The organism is Facklamia sp. P12937 (assembly GCF_050409505.1).
Classification (GTDB): Bacteria; Bacillota; Bacilli; order Lactobacillales; family Aerococcaceae; genus Facklamia.
The window spans coordinates 1-17,768 of record NZ_JBNUPI010000012.1 but is presented as its reverse complement, the minus strand read 5'-3'; the positions used below and the strand labels follow the sequence as shown (position 1 = coordinate 17,768).

Below are 17,768 nucleotides of genomic sequence, written 5' to 3'. Positions count from 1 at the left end.
ATAATAACGATTATTTTCTAATCTGTCTATCATTTTTGTCACTATTTTCAAAAAAAGTGCTTATTTCTTCGGAAAAACCTGATAAAACGATTTCACGAGCTTGTCGAATAGCATGATAAATGGCGATGTCATCTGCTGATCCATGCGCTTTAATTACTGGCTTTTTAACCCCTAAAAGGACTGCTCCTCCTTGCTTGCTATCATCAAAATTTTCAGCCATCTTTTTTAATGAGGGTTTAATGAGAAGGCCACCAATTTTATTGGTGATACTACTCTCACTTAGAGTTCGTTTGAGTAATTTGAAGATGGATTTTAGGCTTCCTTCCAATGTTTTTAGGATAGCATTACCGGTAAAGCCATCTGTCACCGCAATATCTACCTGCCCATTTAAAAGATCTTTGGCTTCAATATTGCCTACAAAATTTAAACCACTCGCTTGATTGAGGAGTTGGTAAGCTTGTTTACGTAATTCATCTCCCTTACCAGCCTCTGTTCCATTATTAACAAGCCCTACTCTTGCTTGCTCTATTTTTAAAACACTCTCAGCATAATAGCTAGCTAGTTGAGCATATTGTAAGAGGTGCTCTGCTTTTGATTCCGCATTGGCTCCGGCATCCATTAAAATTAAATGAGGAGATTTCTCATTAATGGTTGGGATGACCGGCATCAATCCCGGTCGATCGACACCTTTAATTCTACCAACCACCAATAAGCCGGTTGTTAATAAGGCGCCTGTATTCCCAGCCGAAAGCAGTACATCTGCTTTACCTTCTCTTACCGCCTTGGCAGCAACCACCATTGAAGCATCTTTCTTGCGACGAACAGCTTTTACCGGTTCATCTTCTCCTTTGATAACCTCAGTAGTCGGTATTCGGATTAAACGGTCATCAAACATATCTGGAAGATTTTTAAGGGCTTTCTCGTCGCCATAAAGATGAATTTCGATGTCCTTATAAGCATCTAAGGCTCTTAGAACTCCGTCAAATACGGCTTGTGGTGCATTGTCGCCACCCATTGCATCAATCGCTATTTTAATCATAAATTCCACTCCTAAATTTCTAATTTAATTAATTGGGTATACTTTTCAATTGTTTTTGTTTCTTTCTCAGTCACTATATCTGGTTGTCTCATTAAATGGTCGACTGCTTGATAAGCCGCTGTCATAATGGCTTCGTCTTGTAAGGGATGTCCATATGTAAATTGGGCAATTCCACTTTGATTTCGTCCTAGGACATCTCCCATGCCACGAATTTCCATATCCGCTTTTGATAGTTCAAAGCCATCTTGACTTTCGACCATCTTAATCAGACGTTCTTTTCCTTGTTGGGTCGTTGGGTTGGCAATTAAAAAGCAGTAAGAGGGTAATGGGCTTCGCCCTACCCGCCCTCTTAACTGATGGAGCTGGGCTAAACCAAAACGTTCGGCTGATTGAATGACCATGACCGTTGCATTCGGTACATCCACACCGACTTCAACCATAGTGGTTGCTACTAAAATTTGAATTGCTTGAGCCTTAAAAGCTTTCATCACTTCTTTTTGTTCTTCTTTACTCAATTGACCATGCAAACTATCGATTGTAACTCGTGGAAATATTTCTCTTAAACGTTGACAAGTCTCTTGTACATTTTCAACTTGTTCCATAAATTCACTGGCTTCAATTAAAGGCAATACATAATAGATTTGATGACCCTTATCTAATTCTTTTTGCATACGGTCATAGACTGTGGCAATGTGCTTATCACTAACGGCTTGTGTCTTAATTTCAACCCTTCCACGCGGTAGACCTTCCATGGTTGAGACGCAAAGGTCGGCATAAAGGGTCTGAGCCAAACTTCTGGGTATGGGAGTTGCTGTCATTTGCAGGACATTGGCTTCTTGACCAGCCAGACCTTTTTCTAATAAGTTCTGTCTTTGGCCAACACCAAAGCGGTGTTGCTCATCTATAACGATATAGCCGAGTGATTTAAAATCTACTCCCTCTTGAATTAAAGCATGGGTACCGATAATCAATCGGATGCGTCCTGTTTTTAGACCTTGTAAAACAGCTTTTTTTTCTGAAACTTGCCTCTCAGAAGTTAATATTTCTGCATGAAAACCACTCTTTTCAAAATATTGATTAAAAGATTGATAATGCTGCTGAGCTAATATTTCTGTTGGAACCATCAAGGCTGTTTGATAACCTGCTTGCACACTAGCAATCATGGTCAAGAAGGCAACTAAGGTCTTACCGCTACCTACATCTCCTTGCAATAAACGGTTCATTGGATAAGGTGATAAAAGATCGCGGCAAATTTCATTAACCGCTTTTTTTTGTGAATCCGTTAATTCAAAAGGGATGCTTTGGATAATTTGTCGTAATTCTTCAACTTGATAGTGGATTTGGATACCCTTAGTTTTTAAGCGGTTAAATTTGGCGCTTTGTAAGCGCCATTGGTAAAGAAAGAACTCCTGGAAGATGATCTTTCGCTGGGCCTGTCTTTTCGCATTATCTTGCTTAGGAAAATGCATGGCCCAAAGTGCTTCCTTCAGATTTATTAAGTTAAATTGTTGATTTAAATAAGTCGGAATGATTTCTTCAATACTTTCTTGATAATCAACAAAGGCTTGCTTGATGGCTTTGACAATCTGGCCCTGACTCAGTCCCTTGCTAGTATGGTAAATGGGTGCATAGTCCTCACCTGCTGACGGATTAATTAATTTCATGGCCATTAGCGACTGGTTACTTTCTTGCCATTTACCATAGATAGCTCGCGTTTGACCTAATTCAATTTGTTTCTTTAAGTAGGGCTGGTTAAAAAAAGAGACGGTTATCACTTGATGGCCATCTACAGCCAATTTAAAACTTAAGCGACTTTTCTTTCTACCAAAATAGTTGACCACAGCTGGACTAACAACTTTTCCCATCAAGACAACTTTTTCCTGGTCAAGAATAGTTTCTAACTGGCGTGCTTGGATATCCTCAAAACGAAATGGAAAATGAAACATTAAATCCTTTACTGTTTCAATTCCTAATTGTTTAAATAAAAGACTGGTCTTGGGGCCAACACCTTTGAGCTGATCGATAGGATCTAACCAAGACTTTCCCATCTTCTTCCTCCTCTTTGAGCAAAAAAATAAATCACCACCTAGAAACTAAGTGGTGATCAGCTATTTTCTAACAATCTAATCCACCGTTACAAAATAATTGTAGACTGGTTGGTCTCCTTGAATAAGTTCAAATTCAATCTCAGAGTTAGTTTGTTCAAAATGGTCAGCAACTTCTTGGGCTAATGAATGATCACCCTCTTCGCCAATAATAACCGTTACTAACTCACTTGATTCATCCACCATTCGATTAACCAATTGGATCAGAGTTTCTTTTAAATCAGTGTGGGTTAAGATTATATCGCCATCTAAAATACCCATAAAATCGTTTTCTTTAATGGATAGGCCATTAATTTCTGTATCTCGAATAGCATGAGTAATTTGTCCAGAAGCAACGCTTAGCGCATACTCTTCCATAGCTAGTCTGTTCTCTTCAATGGCAACTGAAGGATCATACATCAACATGGCTGAGATTCCTTGGGTGATTGACTTTGTGCCCACAACTACCGTTGGTACTTCACTGACTTCAGCCGCTTGTTGAGCCGCCATAATAATATTCTTATTATTCGGTAACAAGATAATATTTTTGGCGTTAACTCGCTCGATTGCTTTAATGAAGTCTTCGGTAGAAGGATTCATTGTCTGACCTCCAGAAAGGACTTCCTTTACTCCAATAGAATGGAAGAGCTCTGTCAAGCCTTTACCTGAAGCTACAGCAATCACTGCGTAATCTTCTTGAGTTTGAGGGACAGCTTGTTGACGCAGCGTAGTCTCTTTGTCTTCTAAGTCTCTAACTTGCTCACGCATATTATCGACTTTAATTTTAATTAACTCACCAAATTCTTGACCCAATTGCATAATCTCGCCTGGATCTTCCGTATGGATGTGGACCTTAACAATTTCATCATCGGCAACAACCAGCAAAGAATCACCTTTTTTATCAAGCGTTTGTCTAAACTCTTCATAATCAAAAGCTTTCTTAACAGTCTGTCCTTGTCCAATTCTTACCATAATTTCGGTACAGAAACCATAGGTAATCTCATCCATAGACATTGGGTGTTCATTCATTTCTTCGAAGATTGCGTGGGCATGGTCATTAGATTGGTCTTCAACTTCATCGATAATGACTTCCCCTGAAAGATTGGCAAGGAAGCCTTCATAGATACATAAAAGCCCCTTACCACCCGAATCGACTACACCCACCTGTTTTAAAACTGGTAGTAATTCAGGTGTTCGATCCAATGATTCTTTTGCCTCTGCTACGATCGTGCGCATCACTTGTATGATGTCTTCTGTTTGCTTAGCTTCTTGTTCACCTTTTACAGCAGATTCTCTAGCAACAGTTAAAATGGTTCCTTCAACTGGCTTCATCACTGCCTTATAAGCTGATTCCACACCACCAATAAAAGCCTTAGCAAAGTCTTTGGCATTTAATTCTTCACAATCTTTAATTGCCATTGAGAAGCCACGGAAAACTTGTGACAAGATAACGCCTGAATTTCCTCGAGCCCCCATTAACAGTCCTTTGGCCACGGCATTTGCTAATTCTCCAACATGATGACTAGTAGAATTACGCATATTCTCAACACCTGATTGGAAAGTCATATTCATATTAGTTCCTGTATCTCCATCAGGCACGGGAAAGACATTTAACGAATTCACTAAGTCAACATTTTCAGCCAGGCGCTCGGCACCTGCTATAAACATCTGTTTAAAGTCAGATGCTTTGATTGTTTTCAGTTCCACACTTTACCTCCTAAACGATCCTAGTCGATAGTCACACCCTGGACATGGACATGAACAAAGTCCAATTCAAAGCCCAAGAGTTGCTCGACATTGTATTTAACAGCTTGTTGAATATTTTGACAAATCACAGAGATTTTTGTCCCGTAAGAAACGACAATATAGACATCTACTGAAATATTGTCTCCTTCTTGAGAAATTAAAACACCACGTGAATAGTTTTCTTTCTTAAGAATGTCTGTTAAATTATCACGGAAGAAATGTTTACTTACCATTCCTACAACACCGTAGTTGTCAGTAACTGCTGCACCGACAATGGTTGCAATCACTTCATTTTCTAAGGATATCTCTCCATTTGGAGTTTGGATATTAATAGCCATAAAGTACCTCCTTTTTGTTGTCCACCATAGTTTAGCATAAATTTTTTAGCTTAGCACCTATTTTAATAGTTTTAGTAACGAGATATTTAAGATTAGTAGTTAATTTCATCATAATTCACTTGCTTCAAAAGTCAAATTATGGTAAATTAATTTGGTATGAAATGTAACTTTTAAATTGTTACAAGGAAAAGGAGGCAGAACCATGGCTAAAGAATGTTATTTCACAGGGCGTAAAGCTGTATCTGGTAACAATCGCTCTCATGCAATGAATAAATCAAAACGTCGTTTTGGCGCTAACTTACAAAAAGTACGTGTTATGATCGATGGCAAACCTCAAAAAGTTTGGGTTTCAGCGCGAGCATTAAAATCAGGTAAAGTTGAACGTGCTTAATCAATACATTAAAACCTCCTAGCCAATCATCATCAAGATGAAGCGCTAGGAGGCTTTTTTGTTTTGTTTAATCTTTTTCTTTTAGCATAAATTGATTGCCCTCTTCATCCACCAAATTAGATTCTTCATTTAGTTCAAAGCTGAAAAGTTCTTTATCCGCAAAAGAAATGGTTAGTTTTTGATCTTTTATTCTGTAGGTTGGATTATGTACGATAATTTCAACTGCCATAGGAACTTCATCAGAAAAGCGCAGGTTAATATATTGTTGATTTTTTAAAGATTCTGCTGCTTCATCTGTTTTTACCATCATTAAACGCCCATCCTGATTAATGCTCTCGGTATATAATTGTAGTAATGCGTCCGAATAATCACCTTCCAAAGCTGCTTGTCCAAAGTAAGACCGGCCTAAAATTACTTTCAATAAGTCTTCTTCTATTTCGAACCCCATAATATTTGAGTTTTCTTCAGTCAAATAGCGTCCCTCAAAATCAACTATCTCCTCTTGAGCAAATATAGCTGGCGGTAGCATGAGTATCATAATCATTATTAAAGCAAAAAGCTTTTTCATCCCATCAACTTCCTTTCCTAATAAAAACTTGATTAAATAAACTTCGAATATTATTTATTAAGCAAATTTTAACACAATAATGAAAGTGCTTCAATTTTATATTCCTATCTTCTATTTTTAAACTCAAGCCTTTATTTTCCTTTTTCCCAAATAACCATCAAGAGACCTTCAGTAAAAGAAAGATTTACTTTGTGCTGATCGACATACTCATTAGACACCAAGGCTCGAGGAAAAGCATAATCTGTTAAACCTAGTTCATATTTGGCCTGCTTAATCTGCAGCTGCTTAACAGCCGTCATTGAAATAATGGATAAGTAGCGGCAATTGTTCAAGTCTTGTAGAAAATAATTGCCTGGTTTAAAAAATCGCACCACTTGATCTTTTTCAATAAAGCTTAAACGGGGGATAATTGCAAAATAGCGTTCTTGAAAGACGAGCCAAAGGTTAGCAATTAAATGATCTAAACGTCCCTCTCCATTACCTATTGCGCCATATACTTCCACCGGACATCGACTGTCTTGTTTAAGAGCGAATTCAAGGCCCAACTCCATATCGGTATCATCTTTGGCAGCTGGATATTTTAAAACCTCTTGACTAGCCGCTTCAATCTTACTAAATTGGGTGGGAGTGACCGAGTCAAAGTCTCCAATTGCAACGTTCAATCGATAGCCTGCCTTCACCAATTGGAGGGCCCCTTCGTCAACTCCAATGAGATAAGTCTGATCTGTCACCTCAGACAAATGGCTGAGGGCTGGATTAGGAGCCCCAGCACAGATAATAATCTTATCCACCATACTAATTGGCCTTAGGGTCTTAAGGAAGCGATAGCTGCAGCCAGATCCATTTGCTTAAAGATGTAGGAACCAGCTACTAAAACATCTGCACCAGCTGCTATACAACTTTTAGCTGTTTGATCATTGACCCCACCGTCTACTTCAATCTCATAGTGATAATGATCATTTTCTTGACGTAATTTGGCTAGTTTTTCTACCTTCTTCATGGTTGATTCAATAAAAGCCTGACCACCAAAGCCTGGATTAACAGTCATCACCAAGACTAAATCCGCTAATTCCAATAAAGGATAAACCGCTTCGACTGGAGTTCCTGGATTAATAGCCACTCCCGCTTTTTTTCCTAAGGCTTTTATCTTTTGTAAGACTGAATGAATATGTTGGGTCGCTTCCACATGTACGGTGATAATATCCGCTCCCGCATCAGCAACCATTTCCAAATACCGCTCCGGTTGATCCACCATCATGTGACAATCAAAAACCATATGGCTATGAGATCTTAATCCTTTAAAAATCATGGGACCAAATGAAATATTCGGTACAAAGCTGCCATCCATAATATCAATATGTAGATAATCTGCTCCACCCTTTTCGATGGTCTGGATATCTTCTAACAAGTGATTAAAATCAGCGCTCAACATTGAAGGTGCAATTTTCATGACTATTCTCCTTTAATAATAAATTTTTTTGTTTTCAATTTTTTCTAAAATCTGCAAATAATTTTGATAACGGCTGTTACTTATTATGCCACTTACCACCAACTCTTTCACATGGCAATTAGGTTCGTTCTTATGGATACAAGATCTAAACCGACACTTTGCACCTGCTTGGTGAATTTCTGGGAAACAAGCGGCCAGTTCTTCTTTTTCTAAATGGTCGAAATCAATAGCTGAAAAACCGGGTGTATCGGCTAAGAGTCCTTGACCAAAACGATAAAGAGTAACTTCTCGAGTGGTATGCTTACCGCGGTTTAAATGGCTGGATATCTGGTTGGTCTTAATTTCAGCTTGAGGTAGCAGTTTGTTTAAAAGGGTCGATTTTCCCACTCCCGATTGACCGGTCATTACATATATTCCTTGTTGGAAAATGGTTTGAATAGCTTGCATCTTTTCATTGGATTGGTCAAAGAGAAAAACATCATAACCAATTACTTCATAGATTGCTCTGATTTCTGCTACTAAGTCATTGGCTGCATCCCGTCCCTGATGCTCGATTAAAAGGTCATATTTACTCAAGATAATAATGGGTTGGATGCGATGAGACTCCATCGAAACAAGGAAATAATCTAATAAATTATAGGAAAACTCAGGTTCAACTAAGGACATGACAATGAGAGCATAGTCGACATTAGCAACAGCCGGTCGAATCAAAAAGTTATCTCGTTCGAAGATCTCTTCTAATCTGCCCACTTGACTTTCATCTTGTTGATCCATGACAAATCGTACGCGATCTCCCACTAAGGGATTGGTCTTCAAGTGACGAAAGTTACCTCTTGCTTTTGTTACAAAAGATTCTCCTTGCGACCATACATAATAGAAGCCACTAACTGCTTGATAGATGATCCCTTCATGTGAGGTAATAAGCTGTTTCAAATAATTTCCTCCTTTGGTCAGTATTTATTCAGAAAAAAAGTTAAGAGTCAGTAATGCTGCTCTTAACTCTTCAAATTCTTAATTAGGATAAACGGCTGAGGACTGTGCGACAATTTCGCCGTCTCTTAAGACACGGTACTGTCCGGATCCTCCTTCGGGAATATAGAGGACGATTTGAATTTCACGCGATTCGGTGATTTCAATTTCACGCGCAACTTGAGTGATATTATTACGGTCATCTCCTATAAAAACTTGGATTTTATTCGGTAATGGCTTGCTTTGTTCGTAGTCATTTTCAGCATACTTAGGGACATAATCAAGGTATACCGTTTCTGTGGCAGTCGACACTTCTGCTTTTTCTTCACCTTGAGAAACCGTCACCTTAATGGTGTCTCCTTGAGCAATGGGTGAGCCTGAAAGTGGGTCTTGATCAATGACAATCCCTTCAGGTAGATAATCATGATATTGATAAGCTTCTTCTACATAGAGACCATAAGTGTCTGCAAACTTATAGACCATATCAATTGATAAATTAGTAAAATCTTGCATGGTCGTTTGCTCAGAATAGGATCCGATTACTAAAATAATTGAACTTTCACCAGGAACGACTTCCGTACCCGGTGCAATACTCTGTTCTAAAATTTTACCTGCTTCTGACTGACTAGCTGCTAAATACCTTAAGTCAACTATAAAACCTGCATCAATTAGTTTACGACGGACCGGCTCATAGTTTTGATTGAGGTAATCACCGATTTTGACTCTCGGCTTGCCGTCAGAGAAGGTTAAATTAACTTTAGAGCCACGATTTATGCGGTCCCCTGATTGGGGATCACTTTCAATAATTTGGCCGCGCGGAATAAGATCATCCCAAACAACAGTACTTTCGCCTAGCATTAAATCATTCTCTTCTAGTAATTCAATGGCTTGTTTTTGGTCTAGGCCAGCCAATTCAGGAACGATTACACTGGCAACGAATAAGCGATAGGCGAAAAAGACAGCTAAAGATAGTAAGGACAATATCGTAGCAAAGAAGAGAATTTTAAAAATCTTGGACCCTAAATGGCTAGTCTTTTTATCTGGTAAATCAAAAGTTGGAAACTCCTCTTCATTTAAAGGCTCAGGCCCTTCGATTGTTTCCGTCAACACACGATCAGCGGCTGGAATGGGCTGAATGGATTTAAATTGTTCTGATTCATCCAACTGACTGCTAGGAATAAAGGGTTTTTCATCAATACGTCCGACACTAAGAGAAGAAGATAAGTCGTTAAACATCTCTTGAGCCGTACGATAACGATCCTTCGCTTGCTTAGCCGTCGCTTTTAAGACGACATTCTCTAAGCTTTGAGGAACATATTCTAAGCGCTCTCGAATAGTTGGAAAGGGTTCTTGAAAATGTTTAAGTGCAATCGAAACTGCGGATTCACCATCATGTGGGACAGAACCCGTGATTAGCTCATATAAAACTACACCCATGGCATAAATATCTGATTTAGTGGTTGCACTATTGCCCTTGGCTTGCTCGGGCGATAGGTAATGAACTGAGCCTAGCAAGGTGTTGGTTTGAGTAATCGAAGTATCTGATAAAGCCACAGCAATACCAAAGTCCGTAATCTTAACCACATTATTTGCAGTAATTAAAATGTTTTGTGGTTTTATATCGCGGTGAATAATACGATTTTTGTGGGCCACATCGATAGCCGCTACAATTTGTCCCATAATGGAAACAACTAGTTCTAGCGGGACAGGTGCATTCTTTTTGATAAAAGTTTTAAGGTCTTGACCTTTTACATATTCCATCACAATATATTGCTGTTTTTCATGTTCATCGACATCATAAACTTCTACAATATTGGGATGTAGCAGTTGACTGGCTGAAATGGCTTCTCTTTGGAAACGACGAATCGCATCTTGATTATCCTGGAAGTCATAGCGTAACACCTTCACAGCTACGTCTCGATCCAAAATTAAATCATGAGCTAAAAAGACATTTGCCATGCCGCCTTGACCAATGACAGAAGTTAGGACATAACGATCGGATAGTTTATCCCCTATTTCCATGAATAATGTCACCTCCTTCGTCCTCCAAATTAAAATCGCTGGCTAGAATAATAGTAATATTATCGAGACCCCCAGCATTATTAGCCGCTGCGACTAGTTCATCACCTAAGCGGTCTAAATCTGTTTGATTATTAATTATTTGTTCAATTTCTTCATTTTTAAGCATGCCGTTTAAACCATCCGAGCAAAGCAAGAGAAGTTCCACTTTATCAAGAGAAATCTCTGAAAAAGCTGGTTCTAAAACCATTGGTGTTCCAATGGATTGGGTGACCACATTACGACGTGGGTGATCAATACTCTCTTCTACTGTTATTTCACCTGTACGAATTAACTCATTGACTAAAGAATGGTCTTCGGTTAATTGCTTTAATTGGCCCGCTCCGTATGCATAAGCCCGCGAATCACCGACATGACAAATAAGAATGGTCTGCTCGACAATTGTTGCAAGTACAATTGTCGTTCCCATTCCTTCATAATCTGGATTAAGGTCTGCTTGATTCAAAATGAAAGTATTCACTTGATTGGTCATTTGGGTCATCCAAGCATGCGCTTGGGTGATGGTCATAGGGTAATCAATTGTTTCGAATGCCCGACCAACAAACTCTGTCGTTTGTTGACTAGCAATATCTCCTGCCAAGTTGCCTCCCACGCCATCACATAGAATAAAAAGGATTTGTTGGTTTTGAGAATAAAAATAATCCGCATAATCTTGGTTAGAACTTCTCTTTCTCCCTATGTTTGAATGTATAGTGATTTTCATAACTCACCTCAATCTATTTTTTTAAGAAAACGACTGATAAAAAAGCCATCTGTTCCATGCTGTTGGGGCCAAATGCGAAGAAAGCCTTGGGAAGTTATTACATTATCTGTTAAAACTTCTTCAGCTAGGATGGACTCCACTTGCCACTCACTATTTTCCTTTAAGATTTCTTCAATTAATTGTTCATTTTCCTCATAAGTCAGGGTGCAAGTAGAATAGACTAAGCGACCACCTGGCTTGAGCAAAGAAAGCATATGATTAAATAATTGCTTTTGTAATTTAACCAGTTCTTGAATAGCGACAGGCGACTTCTGATATTTGATTTCAGGTTTACGACGCATCAAACCGATACCCGAACAGGGTGCATCTAAGTATATCACATCAAAAGCAGTTTGAGAAAGTGGTTGGAAGTCCAAGGCATCGGTTACTATTGAATCTATCTTATGACTTAAGCCTAACCGCTCGGCATGATCTTTTAAGATACTTAACTTATGCTTAGAAATATCTAAAGCTGTTAAGTGTCCATCAGTTAGAAGTGAAGCAATATGGCTAGCTTTTCCTCCTGGAGCTGCACATGCATCCAAAACATTTTCAGAACCTGTCAATTTACCTAAAGGGGCAACCAGCATGGATGATTCATCCTGAATGGTAAACAAACCTTCCTGATAAGCTTGACTATTAAAGACATCCCCTGCTGTGATTCGAAAACCAAAAGGAGAAACTTGACTGCTAGTAACCGCCAACCCTTGCTCTTTTAATTGGTCCATGATATGTGATCGTTTGGCTGTTGGACCATTGATTCTAGCACTCAAATTAGGAACTTGATTCAAACTAGAAAGAAATGCTTTGAGCTGATGTTCTGGTAAGTGCTGGTCAAAGTATTTGACCAACCAAAGCGGAACGGAATGCTCAATCGATAGTCTCTCCAAGGGTTCTGTGATTACCGTCAATGACTGAAGCTCTTGGCGGAAAAAGTTACGTAAAATAGCATTAACTAATTTTCCAATGCCTTGGTGGCCGTTTACTTTGGCTATCTCGACTGCTTCATTTACAATAGCGTGCTGAGGCACGCGGTCTAAATAAACAGCTTGATAGATAGATAATCGCAATAGGCTGCGTACCCAATCTTCTATTTTACCTTTTACTAAATCCTGTAAATAGAAATCCAAGGTCAAGCGACGTTGGACACTACCGTAAACCACCTTAACCACTAAATTTTTATCTTGACTGCTTCGATTACTTGAAGCCAGATAATTATCTATCACGATATTAGAATATTGGTCTTGGTTATCAATTTGATCTAACAATCTCAGCATGTCCCAGCGGAGATTGTTTTTCAATTTTGTTTGGCTTCTTTGTTTAATTTTCATTATTTATTAGTCCTTTTCACTGTCGAATATCTTACCAATTAAACTTTCTGCCGGTGTCCCTTTTAAGTATTCTTTAACCATCATCCTTTTTTTTCCAGCGGGTTGGTATTCACTAACTGCTAAGTAGGAATCTTGACCACATCGAACATAGAAGTGTTCTTCATCAGCAGCAACAATTTGGCCCGGAATTTCTTCTGTTAATATTCTTTCAATATTATCATCCAGTTCTTTTAAGGGTTGAGCTTGCCAGATTTTTACTCTTTGACCATCTAGTAGGGTATAGGTTGTTGGAAAAGGTCTAAAGGCGCGTATATGACGGTCAATGACACGCGCACTTTGCAACCAATTTAACTGCTCTTCATGCTTTTTGATGGTTGGAGAATATAGTACTTGGCTATATTCTTGTGGAGTCGCTTCATACTCCCCATTAAAAAATTTCGGCAAGAAATTCAATAATAATTCTTTACCAACGACAGCCAGTTTTTCAAACAGTATGCCCACATCATCCTTCTCAGAAATCGGTAAAACTGTTTGAATGAGAATATCCCCAGCATCCATTTCTTCAGTCATTTTCATAATTGTTACACCCGTCTCTTCTTCACCCCGCCAAATTGCATAATGAATTGGAGCCCCTCCACGATATTTAGGTAAGAGTGAAGCATGAACATTAATAGACCCTTGACTGGGTGCTTCTAATAAAGCAAGTGGTATTTTCTGTCCGTAAGCAGCCGTTATGATTAAATCGGCTTCTGTATTCAATAGAGTCTGATAGTCCTTTGAATCGGCTAACTTTTCCGGTTGAAAGACTGGAATATTAGCTTCTAAAGCTGTTTTTTTAACTGGAGGTAGTGTTAGAATACGTTTTCGACCAACTGGACGATCTGGTTGAGTCACTACTGCAATCACTTCATACTCTACTTGTTGAATTAATCCTTTCAGAATGGTTGCCGCAAAAGGAGGGGTTCCCATAAAAATTATTTTTTTCATTCAATAACCTCTTTCTAAATAAAATACTGGGGTTCATGGTCTATTTGAACAAAGACTCCCTTGGCCTGGCTTTCTTGACTAGCAAGAAGAATAGTTTGTAGCTGATCTTTAACTAAGTCTACTTCTTTATATTTTAAGAGCAAATGGAATTGATAATAATCATTGATTCTTTCAATTCCTCCTGTTGAGGGACCTAATATCATTAATTGGGTATTCACTTTGTCCATCAATTGATCCTTGAGTTGATAGATCATTTTTTGAGCCTTGCCTCGGTTTTTAGAAGACACCTTAATTAATGTTGTATAAAAATAAGGAGGATAATGGCTCATATGGCGTCTTCGCATTTCGTAATAAAAAAAATTGTCATAATCATGTTTTTTGGCTAGCTGAATCACATAATGGTTAGGATTATAGGTTTGAATGACCACTTCGCCTTTTAGCTTGCCTCGCCCTGTTCTTCCGGCTACTTGAGTCAGCAACTGAAAGGTTTTTTCAGCAGCTCTAAAGTCTGGTAAGTTCAAACCAGTGTCTGCATTAATAACACCAACCAGGGTTACCTGTTCATAGTCGAGACCTTTAGCAATCATCTGTGTTCCTAAAAGGATTGAACCTGCTTGACTGGCAAATGCTTTTAATAATTTTTTGTGAGCGCCCTTGCGTCGAGTGGTGTCATTATCCATACGGATAATGGGTGTTTGAGGAAAGCGTTGCTTTAAACTTTCAGCTACTTTTTGAGTGCCAATGCCTTGTTTTCTCAAATGCTTAGAACCACACTGAGGACAATTGGTTGGCAGTCCTACTTGGTAATCACAATAATGACATTTAAGCTTTTCTCCAGTCTTATGGTAAGTTAAAGAGATGTCACAATGTGGGCATTGAATGACATGACCACATTCACGGCATAAGACATAAGAGGCATAGCCTCTGCGATTTAAAAGCAAAACAACCTGTTCTTTAGACGCTAATTTTTCGGCAATTTTATCTTCTAAAAGTTGAGAAAGTTCCAGTGTTTCTTGATCCAATAAATGCTGAGTCATATCCACTATGGTTACGGGTGGTAAGGGTTGTTGATTAACACGTTGGTCCATTCTTAATAATTGATACTTACCAACTTCAGCCCGAGCACGTGATTCTAAAGAAGGTGTGGCTGAACCTAAAACTAAGGGACACTGATGGTATTTTGATCGCCATTTAGCAACTTCTCTTGCATGATAACGTGGATTGTCTCCTTGTTTATAGGTCGTTTCATGTTCTTCATCAATAATAATGATGCCGATATTTTTTAACGGAGCAAAAATAGAAGAACGCGCTCCGACGACCACTTTCGCTTCTTGCCGAATGATTCTGCGCCATTCATCATATTTTTCGGTCAATGATAAAGCTGAATGCAAAACGGCAACGCCTTTGCCAAAGCGACCAATCACCTGGTCTACCATTTGTGGTGTTAAGGCAATCTCTGGCACTAATAGAATCGCTGATTTACCAACTTTAAGGGCTTCAGCTATTAATTGTAAATAGACTTCGGTTTTACCTGATCCGGTGACTCCTTGCAATAAAAAGGTTTGGGCTTCTTCAGCTGTCATGTGATTTTTTATAGTCTCAAATGCTGTTTGTTGCTGAGCTAATAAGGCTTTGGCTGAGGAAGGAGGTGCTTGATCTACTTGATAAGCTGGCCGATAAACTTCCCTTTCTTCCAGCGTCAACCACCCCTTTTTAATCATGGTATTAAGAGTGGCCTTAGAAACTTGAGCCAGCTTTGCTAATTGATCGAACTCTATGGCTTGAGTCCATTGATGGTCGATGAGGACTGATAAAACTTGACCTTGTTTATGACTGCGTTTATCTAAATGATCGAGTAAGTCTTGGTATTCTGCCTGTGAACGATTAGGCAAGATATACTTAAGGGTCTTATGCGTTTTTTTATCAATTAACTGATAAGATAATTGAATGATTTCTTCATCTAATAATGAACGAATTTGACTAGCTGTCAACCTTTCTTCCAACCATTGGCGCGTGACACCAAGCTGATTTAACTTTGCTGGTGAACAATCGAGCACTTCAGCTAATTTTTCAGACTGTTTAACTGTAACAACCGTTTGATACTTGACTCGTAAAATACTTGGCAACATGGCTTGTAGGACTGAAATCCTAAAAGCATAAAGTTGGTCGGCAAGCACTTGAGAAAGTTCAACTAGTTCCTGACTCAAAAAAGATTCGTAATCAATCAAGCGTCTAATCGCCTTTAATTCCCCTTGATAGTCACTATTATCTTTTAAATGAACAACAAAAGCCATTAGGTTACGATATCCAAAAGGAACTTCCACTCGCATACCAACCTTTATTAAAGCTTGCATTTCAGCACTTACTTTGTAATCAAAGCTATGATTGACTTGTGCAGTAGGTATATCAATGATAACTTCAGCGATCATTCGCTCACCTCCTATTAAAAAGCTACTATGAAATCATTAAAAATGATCTGCATAGTAGCCTTCTTATTCGCCCTCTTATTTTTTAATGGATAATACGCCCGCAACAACTTCTTCTAAAGCCTTGCCTACAGGTTTATCTGATTGATAGTCTTGTAATTGCATAATTTTATAATCTTCCATTTCTTTAGCGCGTTTACTTGCCAAAGTTATTAAAGAATACTTAGATGGTTCTTTTTTCAATAATTCGTCAATTGATGGATATAGCATCATGATTGCTTAGCCTCCTCTTCAAAATATGCATTAATATCTGCCTGGATCGAATGCATGACTCTTTCAACCCTTAGATGTTCACTTTTAATTATAGCATTAATTTCATCGACCGCCTCAGAAATTTCATCATTAACTACCACGTAATCATAGTGACGCATTAATTCAATTTCCTCTTTAGCTTTATTCATACGGCGAGCGATTACTTCTTGGGAATCCGTTCCACGATCGGTTAGACGGGACTCCAACTCATTCAGACTTGGAGGCGCTAAGAAAATGAAAATTCCCTCAGGAATCTTCTCTCTCACCTTACGGGCACCTTGAACTTCAATTTCAAGAAATACATCGCGTCCTTGCGCTAAATTTTCTTCAATAGATGCTAGCGGCGTCCCGTAGTAATTTCCAACATATTCCGCGTACTCTAACAAGGCTTCTTGGGAAATTAAGTCCTCAAATGATTCTCTACTCATAAAGAAGTAGTCTACCCCTTCTAATTCACCTGGTCGACGCTCTCGAGTAGTTGCTGAAACAGAATAAACATAGTCACAATTTGAATCTTCAAAAATCGCGCTGCGAACTGTTCCTTTTCCGACACCCGAAGGGCCTGATAAAACGATTAATAATCCCCTTTGTTTTAACATGACTTCCCTCCATTACTTCATGTTCTATATAGTACCACAATTCACTCTCTACATAAAGATAAGCTGAAAAATAAATAAAATACAGCGATTATGAAATGCGAAAATTTGTTCGTAAAAAGGTTGACAAAAAGAACCTTTGTTCGTATAATATAATTACAAACAAACGTTCGATATTAAAGGAGAGGTTTTTATGGAATTACCCATCAAAAGACAAACTAACTGGCTTGGCCGTGTAAGCCAATCCCTTTTTCAACCTTTCTTTCAACCCACTCCACTTATCAAAGAATCCATTGAAATGATGCCCCTTGCACAAGTTGAAAGAATCCTTCATCAAGCTTATATCAAGCAAGTTCCTTTAAACATACTCATTGAATATTATTTACCCGATCAAACAATGGATATGACCGAAATGGAAGCATATGTACTGGCTCCAATTGGTTCACAAAACAACGTTAGCCTGCAAGTAGGAGCCAATCACTTCCTTTTAAATTTGAATCAAATTATTAATGTGACTGCCATCACAGAAACTTTAATTGCTTAAGTCCATTAATCGATTAAAGATTTGATTAAAACAGCATCCTCCCCGCTGTTTTTTAAAAGGGGCTGTATCATAAGTCTCAAACCGAAAAACCACTATAAACGTTGTTTAAATAATGTTTATAGTGGTTTTTATGGTATAATAAAGATATAAAAAAGCAGAAAGTTGA

17 protein-coding genes are annotated in these 17,768 nt (G+C 38.5%); 2 read left to right on the top strand and 15 right to left on the bottom strand.

Annotated elements, in window-relative coordinates; genetic code table 11:
- Nucleotides 1–10 precede the first annotated feature (10 nt).
- The 4 genes from plsX to ACQV2R_RS05655 all read right to left on the bottom strand — a co-directional run bounded on the left by plsX (nt 11) and on the right by ACQV2R_RS05655 (nt 5,207).
- Nucleotides 11–1,036 carry a phosphate acyltransferase PlsX gene (plsX, locus tag ACQV2R_RS05670; protein ID WP_428873768.1) on the bottom strand — a complete coding sequence of 342 codons (1,026 nt, stop codon included), beginning with the start codon at nt 1,034–1,036 and terminating at the stop codon, nt 11–13.
- 14 nt (nt 1,037–1,050) lie between these two features.
- Nucleotides 1,051–3,087, bottom strand: a complete 2,037-nt coding sequence (gene recG, locus ACQV2R_RS05665; protein WP_428884820.1) for an ATP-dependent DNA helicase RecG — start codon at nt 3,085–3,087, stop codon at nt 1,051–1,053.
- A gap of 75 nt (nt 3,088–3,162) precedes the next feature.
- Complete coding sequence (locus ACQV2R_RS05660) at nt 3,163–4,830, bottom strand: DAK2 domain-containing protein (RefSeq protein ID WP_428873751.1); 1,668 nt, start codon at nt 4,828–4,830, stop codon at nt 3,163–3,165.
- Nucleotides 4,831–4,850: 20 nt separating this feature from the next.
- The gene (locus ACQV2R_RS05655; RefSeq protein ID WP_428873752.1) at nt 4,851–5,207 is read right to left on the bottom strand and encodes an Asp23/Gls24 family envelope stress response protein; all 357 of its coding nucleotides are present in this window, start codon (nt 5,205–5,207) and stop codon (nt 4,851–4,853) included.
- Nucleotides 5,208–5,409: 202 nt separating this feature from the next.
- Between ACQV2R_RS05655 and rpmB the strand changes: the two genes are divergently transcribed.
- Nucleotides 5,410–5,598, top strand: a complete 189-nt coding sequence (gene rpmB / locus ACQV2R_RS05650; RefSeq protein WP_258436016.1) for a 50S ribosomal protein L28 — start codon at nt 5,410–5,412, stop codon at nt 5,596–5,598.
- A 67-nt stretch (nt 5,599–5,665) separates the two neighbouring features.
- Here rpmB and ACQV2R_RS05645 read toward each other — a convergent pair whose 3' ends face one another.
- The 11 genes from ACQV2R_RS05645 to gmk form a co-directional block, all read right to left on the bottom strand.
- Nucleotides 5,666–6,166 carry a hypothetical protein gene (locus ACQV2R_RS05645; protein WP_428884821.1) on the bottom strand — a complete coding sequence of 167 codons (501 nt, stop codon included), beginning with the start codon at nt 6,164–6,166 and terminating at the stop codon, nt 5,666–5,668.
- 131 nt (nt 6,167–6,297) lie between these two features.
- Nucleotides 6,298–6,960, bottom strand: coding sequence for a thiamine diphosphokinase (locus tag ACQV2R_RS05640; protein ID WP_428876397.1), 663 nt, complete (start codon nt 6,958–6,960; stop codon nt 6,298–6,300).
- An 11-nt stretch (nt 6,961–6,971) separates the two neighbouring features.
- On the bottom strand, nt 6,972–7,616 hold the full coding sequence (rpe, locus tag ACQV2R_RS05635) for a ribulose-phosphate 3-epimerase (RefSeq protein WP_428884822.1): 645 nt from the start codon (nt 7,614–7,616) through the stop codon (nt 6,972–6,974).
- A gap of 12 nt (nt 7,617–7,628) precedes the next feature.
- On the bottom strand, nt 7,629–8,549 hold the full coding sequence (gene rsgA / locus ACQV2R_RS05630) for a ribosome small subunit-dependent GTPase A (RefSeq protein ID WP_428891935.1): 921 nt from the start codon (nt 8,547–8,549) through the stop codon (nt 7,629–7,631).
- Between the two features lie 78 nt (nt 8,550–8,627).
- A complete protein-coding gene (gene pknB, locus ACQV2R_RS05625; RefSeq protein ID WP_428873757.1) occupies nt 8,628–10,607 on the bottom strand; it encodes a Stk1 family PASTA domain-containing Ser/Thr kinase in 1,980 nt (659 codons plus the stop codon).
- On the bottom strand, nt 10,591–11,367 hold the full coding sequence (locus ACQV2R_RS05620; protein WP_428873758.1) for a Stp1/IreP family PP2C-type Ser/Thr phosphatase: 777 nt from the start codon (nt 11,365–11,367) through the stop codon (nt 10,591–10,593). The genes pknB and ACQV2R_RS05620 overlap by 17 nt, the downstream gene beginning before the upstream one ends.
- An 8-nt stretch (nt 11,368–11,375) precedes the next feature.
- On the bottom strand, nt 11,376–12,737 hold the full coding sequence (rsmB, locus tag ACQV2R_RS05615; protein ID WP_428884823.1) for a 16S rRNA (cytosine(967)-C(5))-methyltransferase RsmB: 1,362 nt from the start codon (nt 12,735–12,737) through the stop codon (nt 11,376–11,378).
- 6 nt (nt 12,738–12,743) lie between these two features.
- Nucleotides 12,744–13,724, bottom strand: coding sequence for a methionyl-tRNA formyltransferase (fmt, locus tag ACQV2R_RS05610; RefSeq protein ID WP_428873760.1), 981 nt, complete (start codon nt 13,722–13,724; stop codon nt 12,744–12,746).
- A 14-nt stretch (nt 13,725–13,738) separates the two neighbouring features.
- Nucleotides 13,739–16,153: a primosomal protein N' gene (priA, locus tag ACQV2R_RS05605; protein WP_428891934.1), complete on the bottom strand. Its 2,415-nt coding sequence runs from the start codon at nt 16,151–16,153 to the stop codon at nt 13,739–13,741.
- Between the two features lie 75 nt (nt 16,154–16,228).
- Nucleotides 16,229–16,423: a DNA-directed RNA polymerase subunit omega gene (gene rpoZ / locus ACQV2R_RS05600; protein ID WP_428873762.1), complete on the bottom strand. Its 195-nt coding sequence runs from the start codon at nt 16,421–16,423 to the stop codon at nt 16,229–16,231.
- A complete protein-coding gene (gene gmk, locus ACQV2R_RS05595) occupies nt 16,420–17,061 on the bottom strand; it encodes a guanylate kinase (RefSeq protein ID WP_428873763.1) in 642 nt (213 codons plus the stop codon). The genes rpoZ and gmk overlap by 4 nt, the downstream gene beginning before the upstream one ends.
- A 190-nt stretch (nt 17,062–17,251) precedes the next feature.
- Here gmk and ACQV2R_RS05590 point away from each other — a divergent pair, with 190 nt between their 5' ends.
- A complete protein-coding gene (locus ACQV2R_RS05590) occupies nt 17,252–17,602 on the top strand; it encodes a hypothetical protein (protein ID WP_428873764.1) in 351 nt (116 codons plus the stop codon).
- Nucleotides 17,603–17,768: the final 166 nt, after the last annotated feature.